The sequence below is a fragment of the Bifidobacterium sp. ESL0784 genome, assembly GCF_029433295.1.
Classification (GTDB): domain Bacteria; phylum Actinomycetota; class Actinomycetes; order Actinomycetales; family Bifidobacteriaceae; genus Bifidobacterium.
In genome coordinates, this window is sequence record NZ_JAQTHV010000001.1 from 269,410 (window position 1) to 283,860 (window position 14,451).

The window sequence follows — 14,451 nt, forward strand, 5'->3', positions numbered from 1 at the left end:
CAGGTGCAAAGTCAACGGCCATTAAAACCGTAAGGCGCAACGCGCGCAGTTTGCGCTACGTTCGCATGGCGCAAACCAGCTCGTCTTCCGGGCAAGGTGATGCAAAAACCGCTATGAGCGGCGAACGGGAACAAAGCGAGGCGAAAACCGCGCAGGTCAACCCCAAAGCCAAACACATAAGGTCGTGGGGCGATTGGATGGCGCTGATCCTCCTGATTGTAGGTGCTGTGATCATGCTCTTCCCGATCATCATCCTGACCATGAACGCCTTCAAGACCATCGGCGACTACAACGCCACCGGCCCGCTATCCCTGCCGGCGCACCCCACGATGAGCGGCATCGTCAGCTTCTGGAAGATGAGCGACTTCCCGGTGAAGCTGGGCAATTCCCTGCTGATCTCGCTGATCGTCGCGGTGCTGGGCGTGGTGCTTTCCGTGCTCAACTCCTTCGCACTGGGCATCGGTAAGGTCAAAGGCAACCGCTGGATCATCCTGGCGATCATGCTCGCCAACATGATGCCGCAGGAAGCGCTGCTGTTCCCGCTTTACACGATGTTCAAGCACATCGGCCTTTACAACACGCAATGGGCGATCGTCGTCATCTTCACCATCATCCAAAGCGCATACGGCACCTATCTGCTTTCCTCGGTATACGGCACCTTCCCACAAGCCATCCTTGAGGCGGCCACGCTTGACGGCGCAACCCGCTGGGAGACGCTGCTGAAGGTTGTGCTGCCGATTTCGTGGTCGACCATCAGCGTCCTGTTCGTCTTCTTCTTCGTGTGGACCTGGAACGAATACATGATCCCGATGGCCTTCCTGATGGATGACAACGTGCAGACCGTGCCGCTGGCGCTCGCCACCCTGCAGGGCCAGCACACGATGGACGCGACCACCTTGGCCGCCGCGTCGCTGTTGAGCATCATTCCGACCATCATCTTCTTCATCATCTTCCAGCGCAAGCTCAACCAGGGCATCGTCGCCGGCGCGGTGAAGTAGCTGGTTCTTCAGCTGGTCTGGCGGCTTGAATATGGCGCAAGTCTATGTTGTCGCCATTTTCAAGCCGCTGAGAGAAGTTGAGTGGCTTTGAAAATGGCGGGATTGGTGGGTTGCGCCATATTTGGGCCGCTGGAAGTGGATGAGTGGCTTGTATATGGTGCAACTATGGCGCAATCAGAGGTTTTGGCATCGGATTCGATGTCATGCCAGTGTCATATGTGCCGGTAAGAATAATGATATATAAATCAAGGAAAGGCAAGATCGATGAACGATGTAACGGCGGAGGCAGCCCAAGGGCTTGGAGGTTACGGGCTCGGCATAATGGACGGGCTGGCGACGGCCTCGCGCGGGCGCTCGCGTTGCATCAATGCCGAAAACCCGACCGGTGACAAGGCAGTCGCGGCGCAAACCGCCAGCAAACTTGGCCCCTCTCGTAAGGGGACGCCTTGCCTTGGTTCTGTTCCGGCCGGCGAATCCGTGACCCTGATGGACGTCGACGGCCCGGCCGTGATCCGTCATATCTGGATGACCGTGACAGATAAGACCAGCCCTACCGGCCCGAACGTCTTGCGCAACCTCATCCTCGAGTTCTACTGGGACGGCGAGGAAACCCCGTCCGTGCTCTGCCCGATCGGCGACTTCTTCTGCTGCGGCCATGCGCAGGATTGCCGCGTCAACTCCATGCCCATCATGGTCGCGCCCAACCGCGGCTTCAACTGCTATTTCGCCATGCCGTTCGAGCACGCCAAAATCGTCTTGCGCAACGATCACAACGAGGACGTTCCGGCGTTCTTCTACCAGATTGATTACACCGAATACGATGCGTTGCCGGCTGATGCGATGCGTTTCCACGCCCAGTGGCGTCGTGAGCGGGTCACCAAGGAACAGCAGGATTACACCATTCTCGACAACGTGCGCGGTCAGGGCACCTATGTCGGCACCTACCTGGCGTTGACGGCGCTGGAAAGTCGCTGGTGGGGCGAGGGCGAGGTCAAGTTCTATCTTGACGGCGACACCGATTTTCCCACGATTACCAGCACTGGCACCGAGGATTATTTCGGCGGGGCCTGGAGCTTCGCCGATTTCGATGAAAATCATCGCATGCACGAACAGACGTATTGTGCCCCGTTCGTCGGTTTCCCGTTCCGTTCGCAGAACTTGGTTGGTCGCGAAAGCGACTATTGGGACCAAGCCACGCCGGTGACTCGCGGCCTTTATCGTTGGCACATTCCTGACCCCATTTATTTTGAGGATGACCTGCGCGTGACCATCCAGCAGATAGGCGCCGACGAGACTGGCCTCTTCGAACGCAGCGACGATGTGGCCAGCGTCGCCTATTGGTATCAGCGCGAGCCGCACGCACCGTTCGCGCCGATTGGTGGCCGCCGTTTCCGCCAGCCCAGGTAACCAGCAGGTGAGATTGCGGGCGATAAAAAGCTGGTGAGGTGGCTGGTCTTCGGATTCGGCACAAAAGTCATGTCCGATTCGCCGTGCTCTGGTCGGCGGCCAGTCTCCGTGCTTCCGGCAGTGCCGCAGCGCCAACAATTCGAGCATGCTTGCTCCATAGGCAAGCCGCTGAGCGGGCCCCAATGTCTTGCCATGGCGGGGTGCCGGGTTGTGTCATTTTTGAGCCGCTAGGGGTTTGTCAGCGGCTTGTTTATGACGCAAATTGTAGATTTTTAAAGCTGCCTTCAGGCCACGCCATTACTCCATATGGAGTATGCTTACCAACCGTGAGTAATGTCGACGGAGGCATCCGTAGACGGCACAATGTTAAAAATATTGGAGGAAAGCGTTGGACAGTAACGAGATTCGGCAACTGGACTTGCAAGACGACCCGCTCGATACTGGCCGTTACCCTATCGACCCGTGGAAATTCACCGAATATGGTGAGCCGACGGCCGAAAGCGCCACGCTGTTCTCCCTTTCCAACGGCACCATCGGTGTGCGCGGCGAGGCTAACGCGCCGCGTAATCTCGGTGCCGGCACGTTCCTGAGCGGTTTCCATGAGACTTTTGCCATCCGTCACGCTGAGGAGGCCTACGGCTTCGCGCGTGTGGGCCAGGTGGTGCAGGGCGTGCCCGATACGGTGGATTTCAAGTTTTCCGTTGACGGCAAGGAGCTGAGCGATCCCCATGATGTCTCGCAGAGCCTCGATTTCAAAGAAGGTACTGCCACCCGTTCCTATACGTATGACGTTGATGACGGTGTGAGCCTCGAGGTCGATATTGTCACCATGGTCTGCCTTTTCCGCGCCGATCTGATGGCCACGACCTTGACGTTCCGTGCCAGCGGGCGCGACCTGAACATCCACGTTGAAGGCAAGATGAACACGGACCATCCCGTGGTTTCCCGCGACGTCGACCCGCGCAAGGCCGACCTGATCGCCGACGGCGGCCTGCGCAAGCTCGAGGTCGATGCCATTTCCCGAGGCGTGGCCGACGAGAGTTTCGGTGCCTTCCACTGCCTGCATTCCGGTCTGACGATGGGCGTCGGCTTCTGCCAGCAGCTCGACGACGACATGATTCCCGAAATCTTCGATGTCAATGTGCCCGATGGCGGTGAAAAGCAAGTTTTGCGCTACGCCGCTTACAATACATATCGGATAAATCCTATCGGAATAGATAAAGGACTCCAGGTTTCCACTTTCGAAACCCAGAATTCCGCTGAGCTGATCAGGCTTTGCGCGGAAACTTTGAACTGGGCCGTCGCCCAAGGTCTTGAGCAGTTGCAGCAGCAACAGCGGGCATGGCTGAACCGTTTTTGGGAGGAATCCGACGTCGTCATCGATGACGGCGAAGGCCGGCTTCAGCAGACGTTGCGTTGGGAGCTTTTCGAGCTCGCGCAGGCGACCGCCACCGTATCCAACGGCGTCTCGGCCAAGGGCCTGAGCGGCACCGGCTATTCCGGCCATTACTTCTGGGACACGGAAACGTATATCGTCCCGTTCCTTATCTATACGAACCCGGCGCGCGCCCGCGACATCCTTTCCTATCGGTTCCGCATGCTGCCGGCGGCCCGCAAACGTGCCCGGATGATGAGCGTGGAAGGCGCGCTCTTCCCGTGGCGTGGGATCAACGGTGAGGAGGCCTCGGCTTTCTTCGAGGCCGGAACCGCCCAATGCCACATTGATGCGGACATCGCCTACGCCGTCAACCAGTACGTTTCGGTGACCGGCGACCACGAGTTTTTGGCCACGGAAGGCATCGATATTCTGGTCGAGACCGCGAGGATGTGGGCGAGCCTGGGCTATATGGGCTGGGATGGCACCTTCCATATCAACACGGTCACCGGCCCGGACGAATACACCGCCCTGGTGGATGACAACTATTACACCAACGTTATGGCCCAGTTCAACCTGCGCCGGGCCGCAGACGCTCTGGAATCGCTTGAGGGCGAGGAGCTCAACGCCGTGGTCCAGCGTCTTTCGATCAAGCCTGGTGAATCGATGCGCTGGCGCGAGATCGCCGAACTGATGAAATTGCCGTACGACGAGAAGCTCGGTATCCACCTTCAGGACGACGACATCATGCGTCGCGAACCTTGGGATTTCGAACACGATACCGAGCGCCCGCTTCTGCTGCATTATCACCCGATGGTCATTTACCGCCGTCGCGTGCTGAAACAGACGGATACGGTGCTGGCGCTCTACCTGCTTTCCTCGAATTTCGGCTTGGACGTCAAGCGGCGCGATTTCGACTTCTATGACCCGCTGACCACGGGTGATTCCTCGCTTTCCGCGGCCTCGCAGTGCATCTTGGCGGCCGAGGTCGGTTATGGCGATTTGGCCATGCAGTATTTTTTGGAGTCGCTCTACGCCGATGTCGCCAACCTGCACAGCAACACCTCCGATGGCATCCATCTGGCTTCGGCCGGCGGCGTGTGGATGTCGGTGGTCGCCGGCTTCGGCGGCCTGCGCGATTCGGGTGGCGAAGAGCTTTCGATTGATCCGCACCTGCCCAATGAGTGGGAGAGCCTCACCTACCGGCTCACCATCCATGGCTCGCGCCTGGTCATCACCGTCACCCACGGCGAAGTCACGGTCCGCCGAGTTTCCGGCGACTCGGTGACGCTCAAGGTCAAGGGCGAGCTTCGCACGGTCTGAGTTGTGGCCGACACTTTCTGTGACGTCTTTTCCCGGGATGTTTCGGTGCTTTTCGGCGGTTTCTGACGATATCGTTGGTCGCGTATTTCTCGACATATATGTGGTTGGTGGCGGTATCGCTTGGCTTGCTTTATAAGGTATAATCTATCGCTAAGCGGTTTATCAACTCCGATTCATTGGCGAAGGAAGTGCATCATGAGTAACAGCAAAAAGCAGTTTTTGGGCGCGGCGTCTGCCTGCGGCGCTACTTGCGAGCGTGGCGTTTGTCAGCCCGTCGGTAGCTTTTGCTGCCCAACCCACACAGCCTTTGGATCAGTCGCCGATAACCTGGCAGAGTGACGGTGTGAATTATCAAGCCCAGCAGTTCTCCGATGGTTCGGTTTCCGTCTCATTTACCAGTCCGAACTCCTCTGATGATGCTTCTCTCAAAGGCTCCATAACATTCTGGGGTGCCGAGCCCACTGCCGCGGCTGCTCCTTCGACGGTTAGCTGGCAGGAGGGGACGGCGGATGAAATGACGACCAACGTCCTCACGTTCGATGGTGGCAAGGGGTCCGGCGCGTCGCCGAGCGCCACTATCAATATTGAACGTAGCAACGGCTCTGGTACGATCGGAAAGACGCAGTTGCGCGCCCGCAGCCTTGAAGGCTAACGCAAACAATTAAATATTTATAGGAAACGGAATCCGCCGCCTGCAATTGATGTTGCTGGTGGCGGATTTTGTTTGTTGCGATTGGGTCGCTAATGGCGAGGATATCGGCGCAGGCTATTTGACGCCCGGAACATAGCTTCGAGTGAGAACGGATTTTTTCCCGCACAATAATTAAATGATTTGACATAATAGGATCGGGCGGTTTACGATGTAAATGAAACGAATTAACCAATGTCGCCTGCAACGACGGCATGTGCGCAAAGGAGCAACCTATGGGGTTGTGGGATGTTGACAAAATTCAGTATGTCGGGCATGACAAGGGAGTCAAGGAAGAGCTTGGTTTCCATTATTATGACGCCGACCGTGTGGTTGCCGGAAAGCCGATGAAGGACTGGCTGCGTTTCGCCGTGGCTTGGTGGCACACCTTCGACCAGCAGCTCGTCGATCCGTTCGGCGACGGCACCGCCCATCGTCCTTATTACAAGTACACCGATCCGATGGATCAGGCGCTTGCCAAGGTCGATTACGCTTTTGAGCTGTTCCAGAAGCTCGGCGTGCAGTACTTCTGCTTCCATGATCGCGACTTGGCGCCGGAAGGTGACACCCTGCGCGAGACCAACGCCAACCTCGACAAGGTCGTTGACAAGATCGAAGAGAACATGAAGTCCACCGGCGTCAAGCTCTTGTGGAACACCTCATCGCTCTTCACCAACCCGCGCTTTGTCGACGGCGCCTCCACTTCGCCGTTCGCCGACATCTTCGCCTATTCCGGCGCACAGCTGAAGCACAGCCTGGAGATCGGCAAGCGCCTCGGCGGCGAGAACTACGTCTTCTGGGGTGGCCGTGAAGGCTATGAAAACCTCTGGAACACCGATATGGCCCGCGAAAAGGATCACATGGCTGAGTTCTTCCACATGTGTGTGGACTATGCCAAGGAAATCGGCATGAACGCGCAGTTCCTGATCGAGCCGAAGGCCAAGGAGCCCTGCAGCCTGCAGTATGACTTCGACGCCTCCACCGCCATCTCGTTCCTGCAGAAGTACGACCTGATGGGCACCTTCAAGCTCAACCTCGAAGGCAACCATGCCAACCTCGCCACCCACACCTACCAGCACGAGATTCGCATTGCGCGCGACGCCGGCGAGCTTGGTTCGCTCGACGCCAACCAGGGTGACAAGCTCATCGGCTGGGATATGGACGAGTTCCCGACCGACCTCTACGAGACCACCGCAGTGATGTGGGAGGTCCTCGACGAAGGCCAGATCGGCCCTCACGGCGGCCTGAACTTCGACGCCAAGCCGCGCCGCAGCTCCTTCGAAGCCGAAGACCTCTTCCGTACCCATATCGCGGGCATGGATTCCTTCGCCGCCGGTCTGCTGGTCGCCGCGAAGATGCACGAGGACAAGTACATCGAGGATCTCGTCTCTAAGCGCTACGAATCCTTCGATTCCGGCATCGGCAAGACCGTCGAAGACGGCACCGCCACGCTGGCCACGCTCGAAGACTATGCGATCGATATGCCGCAGAAGGACCTTATCGCCTCCACGCACTCCGATCACCTTGAGTCCGTCAAGGCCACGATCAACAACTACATAATCGAAGCTTTGAGCGAGTAAGGCCAGGCAACTGCAGTCCCATTTCATACTTTTCTTTCTATAAGCATTTGGCCGGTCACCCACAATCGGGTGACCGGCCAAATGTCGGTTATCGGTCAAAATGCCTTGTATGAAATGGGTATGTAGGCTCGGATGCCGAATGAGAATTCGGGGGCCGACTTTCTTGGATTTCAGGGAAACTTGCGCTCTGAGGTGGTATATTCCTCGGTGCGTGTAGCGCGGAACGACGGGAACCGTGATTTTGGGCTTTAAAGCTGCGTTTTGGTAGTCTGCACATTGAGCGTTATTCAGAAAACGGCATCATTGCGCGAATCTGTCCCTCAGCGTTTTTGTGTTATGTAGCATTGAAGCGTGAAGCGAGTGTTTTCTGGCTTCAATGCTACGGATGCCTTGCTTTTAACGGCAGTCAGTTTTTAACGTTGTGGTTTTACCGTCAAAGGGCTGGTTTCTGCGTCATTGCACAAACCAGCCCTTCGATTTCGATACTTTATTTCACGAAATTGCGCTTGATCCAAGCAGCCCAGAGGCTCGGCCAGACCTGTGCGCTCGGCTCGATCTGCGCGGCGTTGCCGACTGCGGCCGTCTCGGCGGTGGCGAGGGCCAGGCTGTGCGGGCCGTGTGGGAAGATGTGCGCTTCGACAGGCACGCCGGCATCGACGCAGGCGTTGATGAAGAGCAGTGAGTTCTGCACCGGCACCACCGCGTCGGTGACGGTCTGCCAGATGAAAGTGGTCGGCGTCTTGGAGTCGACGTGCTTCTCGCAAGAGATTTCGTCGAGCATCTTCTGGTCGGTTTTCTTTTCACCCAGTAGCTTGTCAACAGTGCCAGCATGCGTGTATTTGCCGGCGGTGAGCACGGAATAACCCAGCGCCAGGCCGTTGGCACGCACCTGGTCGGGGTCGTAGCCGTTTTCGCGCATCACATCGTCGCCGGTGGTCGTTGCCATCGACGCTGCAAGCTGGCCGCCGCACGAGAAGCCGATCACGGTGACTGCATCGGGGTCGGTGTGCCAGGCTTCGGCGTTCTCGCGGATGATTTTCATGGCTTCGGCACCTTCGAGCATCTGTACCGGGTAACGCGAGGGCGCGATGGAATAGCGCAGCACGAATGCCTGCACGCCCGCGCCCACGGCCATCATCGCGATGGGTTCGGCCTCGCGATCGGTCACCTTGTTGAATCCGCCGCCGGGGAAGATGAGCACCGCCGGACGCCGACGGTCTGGGTCGATTTCCTTGGAATTGTCGATGATATAACCGGTCAGCGTGGCGACGCTGCCGTCGATACCCTTGATGGTCTTAGTAATATATTGCATTTCATGCCCCTTTTTGTAGTCAGTGGTCTTTTCGTGTCTTATCAATAATTATCAATGATGCTGTCGAACCAACTGATTCCTACTTCCGGATTCTAAGAAGGTTGCCCGACGGTTGTGCACTCGATCGATAAGGATAAATTTAATGCTTCTGAATTTTATTTCTTCCTTACCTCCAACCGGTCAATCACGTCACTAAATGGTTATTGCTGCTGAGAATGCAGCGGGGCAGGCGGAAGGTTGGAGACTGGATGGGAGTTCCGGTCCGATGTATAGCGATTTCTTCAGGCGGAATGTTTCGAGTGGGGTTTAGAGAGGCGCTGCGTCGGCGAGGAGGGTGTCCGGGGTTGATGACGTTGGGTGAGTGGGTCCGCACAGATCTGAGATGGCACCGCGTCTTGCCGGATGATCCGGAAGTATTGAAGCATATGCTGCTGGACCAGCGGCTGGAGAGCGACCTATTGCGGGAAGTAGTGGCACTGGTAAAAAGATCCGGCCACCACCCTGACGCCAACTGACGAACTCGTCGCTCAGAACGGCGGTGGCTATTCCCGCCCGGGGGCGGGCGGCGGTCAGTTATGCATTCCGACTGGGGCCACTACCGGCGTCCGGTCTCAGAAGCTCTATGAGCCGGAAGGACTGTTCACCGGACAACAGCGCAGTGGAATGGTTCTTCGGCAGGCTGAAGATCGAAGTCATCTGTTCCAAACACTAAAAGAAACTCACCGGTGAACAGGTCATCGCCAGGGCCTGAGAGTGCATCGAATGGTACAGCACCGTTCATAATCAAGGCCAGTTCGTCTACCGAAGCTCTGACCAACGCTGCTGGGCTTTCGGCCTCATGGCATGGTCAGACAACGAAAAACAGGAAAACACCCCTAACTTTCCGTCCGTACCCCAAGTTTTTTAGATCACAATCGTACGTTTCAGGCTAGATTGATCAGTTTATAACAGAATGTTACAATGTTCGGCGTGTCGTTATCTGATTTGATAATTTTAGGTCTATAATAAAACTGGTTATATAACCCTCTTATTTTAAGCTGTAACAACTTATTTAAGGAGAAGTTATCATGACTGAAAAGTCGAAGACAAAGAAGTCGCTGGTTGCGCTTATTGCAGCCGCATTATCCTTGGGAATGTTTACCGTTTTACCTTCTAGCGCCCAGGCGGCGGGATGCTCTCTTGTTGCGCAATCATGGCAGTCTGGTGGCAATGTTGTTTTTAGAGGTGGGCGGGTTAACTGTTCCAATAATTCCGATACTCATGTTCTGGCAAAGCGTGATGTGTCATTTGGTCCTGACCAGGTCTTTTCGAATTATTTGATTCGTTATGGACACGGTACGATAACAACACGTGTTGGTGGTACCAGAGGTCAGCAATATTATACGGAAACATACTCGGATACCGGAGCGAAGACGCAGTCCAATCGTACTGTATTCCGGTAGTCGTTTCTTATGAGGCCGGTCATGCACATTCAGTGATTTATTGTCAGATATGCATGACCGGCTTTGAATTTTCAAAGGGGTTTGCCGATGAATACCATTGCCGAGTGCAGGGGGGTGAGCTTCTCTTATGGGAGGCATCCTGTATTGTCGGATATTTCTTTTTGTCTCTCTCCCGGTATCACAGGTCTGTTAGGAGTGAACGGTGCCGGCAAAAGCACGCTGATTCGTCTGTTGGCCACGTTGCGTAGACCTTCATCCGGCAGTGTTGAAGTGGCGGGGCAGGATGTGACCGCCCGTGCAGGAAGTATCGAGGCTAGGCGATATTTGGGATATCTGCCTCAATCTTTTGAAGTAATGAATTTTTCCACGGTAGAGGCGAATGTGGAATATGCGGCATGGGCTCATGGCGTTGATGAACAGAATGTGCGTGCCGTTACGCTTGAGACGTTGAAAGCGGTGGGGCTTGACGAATTGGCGAAACGGAGGGTGCGCACCCTTTCCGGGGGACAGCGTCAACGCCTTGGTATTGCATGCGCGACAGCGCATAAGCCCGAATTGTTGTTGCTTGATGAACCGACGGTGGGCGTGGATCCGCTTCAAAGGGATGCGTTGAGGGGCATGATTGCCGAACTTGGTAAAAGTTCTGCCATACTTCTGAGCACGCATCTGGTGGAGGATGTTGCTAGGCTTGCTGACCGTGTGCTGATTATGGATTGTGGCCGATTGGTATTTGATGGTAGCGTGGATGATCTTGTGGCGAAGGTGCCGACTGCCGTTGATCGAACGGTGGCCATCGAAACGGCTTTCAGGATGATGGCGTCATGAGTGCTTCTGAAATCTCTCTTACCTGTCCGCGGGGCCATCGGTTGTTTGATCGAAAATTGCCTGTATGGTTTCCATCTTTAGGGTTGCTGGCGGTTACGATGCTGTTGTGCGCAGTTTCGTCATTTTTTTCTTCTCTTGGTTCTTTGTCTGGCTTTTTGACTTGTTGGTCCTCATTTACCGTTGCCTGCCGTGAGGGTGTGTTGTTGCCGTCACTGGTTATCGGCGTTATGACGTTCTTGGTCGGGCGCAATTTCGGTCCCTCAAACGTGATTGTCGGTCGGGTCGCCTCAAGGGGAACAAGGAGCATATGGCTCCATCATGTCATCAGACTTGTGGTTGCCGTCATCGTGGGATATACCATCGGCTTTATTCCGTTGCTGGTGAGGCTTTCGGCAAATGCCACTTGGGGTAGCGTAGATTGGTGGGCGTTACCGGATTCTTATAGCGTGTTGATTTTCTTTGTTGCCTTTGGCATGGTATTGGCGTTGGTGTGCTCTCGCCCTTGGGGCGTAATGGTTGTCCCGGCCGCGTTGCTCTTGGCTTCGGTCTGTCTGCGGTTCGTCAACGAATGGGTACTAGTGAACACGGGGTATTCTTCGTTGATGCTTTCGCCTATTTGGGGCGATGAAAACCCTTATCTTGGGTATCAAGTGTCAATATCCACACATGTGATGCGCATTCTGTTTTTCTCCATGCTCGTCTTACTTGTCGTATGTGTTGCCACGAGGATTTTGGATGGGAATACGTTGCTGTTGGATTCGTTGTCGGGGGTTTGGGCTGTGGCAATATCTTGCATGCTCGTTTTTGTCATAGCGATTCCGCAGAAGCTAGTCATTCCGGAACCATTTTCTCAAGAATGTGCTGTTACGGAGATGGGTGTGAAGTTGTGTCTGCATCCTGCGGATGCTCGAGCAAGAAGAGAGTTGGCTCCTCTGGTTGATAAGGTCGCTGGGCTTACGGGCACGGAGCGAAGCGTGTATTCGGAGTGGGTGACAGGCAAGAATCCGATTGGCATATCGTTCAATATCGACGATGACGGACATGGAAACCTCGATACTGAGCAGATTCTGACTCAGCTCACCGGACAGATTGTGTTTCCCGATGATAGGTGCACAAAACCTGGGGTAAACAGTACTGCTGCGGGTCTTGTGCACCGTGAGCTGGAGCGCAGAGTCGGCATGGATGTGTCCGGTTCGACTATGTCGGATGGGGAAGCGGTGAGTCCGAATGAGACTCTTGGTCATGGTTTCAGGGCTATGAGCGATGCGCAATTCGCGGCTTGGTTTAAGGAGCACCGGCAACTGGTTGCATCGTGTGCCATTACGGAAAAGGATCTGCCTTGAGGATGATTCGTTATTATGCCAGAGGCCGTTTCCTCGTACTTTCTGTGGCGCTTGTGGTTGTGGGATTTTGTCTGAGCGCTAGGTATTGGTATGTTCGTCCGGCATTTTATCTTACCGGACAAGGTATACCCACATATCTGACCTTGCCGGTGGTGGTGAGTCACGTTTGTGGGACGATGGCGATTGTTTGTGTTTCTCCCAGGTTGCCGCTTGTCGACTATCTTTCGGTTACAAAAGTAAGAGTATGCAATACAATTGTTGTGGGTTGTATCGTGTTGGTTTCATGCATCGGCCCGTATATATGGTATGGCCTTTTTTCTGTTGTGCCATTGAGAATGGTTCCCGATTATAAGAATTACATCACTGGTGGTTTGCGGTTCGGTGATGCGATCTCCTTCTCGTTGCCGGTCTTCTGTTGCATATGCATTGCGGTGTATATGGCGATTGCGGTCATATCCATAGCTTTGATGGGTAAGATTCTCGGTGTGGCCGTTTCGTTTCTTGCTTTTATCGTCTACACATTGCTTGCGGCGGCCTATCCTGAAAACGAATTTCTGCAAGGGGGCTTTGCTCGTAGTCCGAGTGGGGCTTTTGTCTCGTTGATCGTGGCTGCCGTCGCCCTTGTTGCATCGTTGTGTGTATGGTATGTCACTAGTGCTGGTGCGCCGCTGCTTCGTGGTGATCGTTAGCTCTGTTCTTGCGCTAGTCTGCAGTAGGGGATATTCGTTTTGCGATGCGTCATTGTGGTGATGGATACTTGAGATATGAAAGCAAGCGATATGGAATCTGCGGAGAACGATACCGGTGAACGTGACGTGCTGGAAGACGTGATTGGCGAACACAATATTCGTGAAAACCCTGACGGTGACAAAGTTCCGGAAGACGGCGTGATGGTCGAGATTCCGCGTGGAACCGTCGTGTTGGCGGCCACGCCGATCGGCAACGTCGGCGATGCTTCGGCCAGGTTGCGCGCGTTGCTTGAGCGTGCGGATATCGTTGCGGCGGAGGATACGCGACGGCTTTATGATTTGGCGAACCGGCTCGGCGTGCATGTGGGTGGTCGCGTCGTCGCCAATCATGATCACAATGAGCGTGCGAAGGCCGACGGCCTGCTTGACGAGGTCGAGCGTGGAGCGACGGTGCTGGTGGTTTCGGATGCGGGCATGCCCACCGTCAACGATCCGGGCGTAGCCATCGTCCGCCGCGCAATCGAGCGCGATCTGCCGGTGACCTGCGCCCCCGGCCCCTCCGCTGTGCTCGATGCGCTCGCGCTTTCCGGTCTTCCGACCGACCGCTTCTGCTACGAGGGATTCGTGCCGCGCAAACACAACGAACGCATCCAGCGCTTCCGTTCGCTGCTGGGGGAGCGGCGCACCATCGTTTTCTACGAGACCTTGCACCGCATCGCCGAGACGATGGACGATTTGCTGGAGATGTTCGGCCCGAATCGCCCGATGGCCCTGTGCCGCGAGCTGACCAAGGACTACGAGCAGATTCGTCGCGGAACCGTCAGCGAGATTCATCAGTCGGTCATCGACGATCCACCGCGCGGTGAAATCGTCTTGGTCATCGCCGGCGCGAGCGAGGACGAAGCCCTCAAAGCCGGCGAAGCGACGGCAACGGTCTTAAGCGTCGATGATCTAGCTGCGCTTGCCGTCGAACGTGCCGCCAAAACCAACGAACGCATCAAAGACGCCATTGCCGAGGTGGTCAAAGTCCACCCACTGCCCGACGGCTCCCTTCCGAATCGCAAGTCCGTCTACACCGCCGCCCTCAAGCTGAAGTGATAGTGCTGGGTTTTCGAGAGAGAAATTGAGCGTGCATGGCAGTTATAAATAGCTAATGTCCAGTCTTTTATGATATAAAACATCCGTTGTCAATTTGATGGAAGGGGGTGATTTTGATGCTCGGAGCTATTGTTGGACCTCTTATCGGTGCTTTCCACGCGATACTCGGCCCTTTGAACGGCTTGCTTCCTATTATTGTGCATCTTTTCGGCTGATCTGATGTGCAGATAGGATGAAAATCGGAGTAGGCATCGCGTTCGTTATGTGGAGCGATTGAGTAGACAACCCAGCATCAGAAGCTGGTGCCTCTCCCTTGTCTGGCGGTCTGAGTTCGGTACGAAGGTGTCCCGTAAAAATTTCCGCCAATTCGT

11 protein-coding genes are annotated in these 14,451 nt (G+C 55.5%); 10 read left to right on the forward strand and 1 reads right to left on the reverse strand.

Features of this window, described 5'->3' with window-relative positions; genetic code table 11:
• Positions 1 to 113 precede the first annotated feature (113 nt).
• The 5 genes from PT279_RS01005 (at position 114) to xylA (ending at position 7,371) form a co-directional block, all read left to right on the forward strand.
• Positions 114 to 998 (forward strand): carbohydrate ABC transporter permease, encoded by an 885-nt coding sequence (locus tag PT279_RS01005; protein ID WP_277165193.1) that lies wholly within the window; start codon positions 114 to 116, stop codon positions 996 to 998.
• Between the two features lie 264 nt (positions 999 to 1,262).
• Complete coding sequence (locus PT279_RS01010; RefSeq protein WP_277164595.1) at positions 1,263 to 2,405, forward strand: glycoside hydrolase family 172 protein; 1,143 nt, start codon at positions 1,263 to 1,265, stop codon at positions 2,403 to 2,405.
• Between the two features lie 388 nt (positions 2,406 to 2,793).
• Positions 2,794 to 5,103, forward strand: coding sequence for a glycosyl hydrolase family 65 protein (locus PT279_RS01015; RefSeq protein WP_277164597.1), 2,310 nt, complete (start codon positions 2,794 to 2,796; stop codon positions 5,101 to 5,103).
• Positions 5,104 to 5,446: 343 nt separating this feature from the next.
• Positions 5,447 to 5,755: a hypothetical protein gene (locus PT279_RS01020; protein WP_277164599.1), complete on the forward strand. Its 309-nt coding sequence runs from the start codon at positions 5,447 to 5,449 to the stop codon at positions 5,753 to 5,755.
• Positions 5,756 to 6,027: 272 nt separating this feature from the next.
• Positions 6,028 to 7,371: a xylose isomerase gene (gene xylA, locus PT279_RS01025; RefSeq protein WP_277164601.1), complete on the forward strand. Its 1,344-nt coding sequence runs from the start codon at positions 6,028 to 6,030 to the stop codon at positions 7,369 to 7,371.
• Between the two features lie 487 nt (positions 7,372 to 7,858).
• Here xylA and PT279_RS01030 read toward each other — a convergent pair whose 3' ends face one another.
• The gene (locus PT279_RS01030; protein WP_277164603.1) at positions 7,859 to 8,683 is read right to left on the reverse strand and encodes an alpha/beta hydrolase; all 825 of its coding nucleotides are present in this window, start codon (positions 8,681 to 8,683) and stop codon (positions 7,859 to 7,861) included.
• 1,067 nt (positions 8,684 to 9,750) lie between these two features.
• Between PT279_RS01030 and PT279_RS01035 the strand changes: the two genes are divergently transcribed.
• The 5 genes from PT279_RS01035 to rsmI all read left to right on the forward strand — a co-directional run bounded on the left by PT279_RS01035 (position 9,751) and on the right by rsmI (position 14,080).
• The gene (locus PT279_RS01035; protein WP_277164605.1) at positions 9,751 to 10,125 is read left to right on the forward strand and encodes a hypothetical protein; all 375 of its coding nucleotides are present in this window, start codon (positions 9,751 to 9,753) and stop codon (positions 10,123 to 10,125) included.
• Between the two features lie 87 nt (positions 10,126 to 10,212).
• Positions 10,213 to 10,950, forward strand: coding sequence for an ABC transporter ATP-binding protein (locus PT279_RS01040; RefSeq protein ID WP_277164607.1), 738 nt, complete (start codon positions 10,213 to 10,215; stop codon positions 10,948 to 10,950).
• The gene (locus PT279_RS01045; RefSeq protein WP_277164609.1) at positions 10,947 to 12,293 is read left to right on the forward strand and encodes a hypothetical protein; all 1,347 of its coding nucleotides are present in this window, start codon (positions 10,947 to 10,949) and stop codon (positions 12,291 to 12,293) included. The genes PT279_RS01040 and PT279_RS01045 overlap by 4 nt, the downstream gene beginning before the upstream one ends.
• Before the next feature lie 2 nt (positions 12,294 to 12,295).
• Entirely contained in the window at positions 12,296 to 12,982 is a 687-nt protein-coding gene (locus PT279_RS01050) for a hypothetical protein (protein WP_277164611.1), read from the forward strand.
• A gap of 75 nt (positions 12,983 to 13,057) precedes the next feature.
• Positions 13,058 to 14,080: a 16S rRNA (cytidine(1402)-2'-O)-methyltransferase gene (rsmI, locus tag PT279_RS01055; protein ID WP_277164613.1), complete on the forward strand. Its 1,023-nt coding sequence runs from the start codon at positions 13,058 to 13,060 to the stop codon at positions 14,078 to 14,080.
• The last annotated feature ends 371 nt before the right edge of the window (positions 14,081 to 14,451 follow it).